Annotated in this window: 1 pseudogene; it reads right to left on the bottom strand. The window is 57.2% G+C overall.

The annotated features are described in order from the left end of the window. A pseudogene (locus tag ACSNOG_RS34135) lies at positions 1-229 on the bottom strand (LLM class flavin-dependent oxidoreductase); the annotation flags it as partial.

The raw sequence follows: 229 nt of genomic DNA, 5'->3' as shown, positions 1-229 counted from the left end.
ATACAACATCCGCCGTTCGCGCAGCCAGCCGTTGTCCGGCGGCCGAGGTGCCTGCCTCGATAATCACGGGTCTGCCTTGCGGCGATCTTGGCATGTTCAACGGCCCTTCGATGCGAAAATATTCCCCTTGGTGATGAACCCGGTGGATTTTATCCGTATCGGCAAACACGATTCCTTCCCGATCCACAACTACAGCATCTTCCTCCCAGCTGTCCCACAGGCCGGTAAC

The sequence above is a fragment of the Streptomyces sp. URMC 124 genome (assembly GCF_051386455.1).
GTDB lineage: Bacteria > Actinomycetota > Actinomycetes > Streptomycetales > Streptomycetaceae > Streptomyces.
Note: the sequence above shows the minus strand (reverse complement) of the source record. Positions and strands in the feature narration are given on the sequence as shown.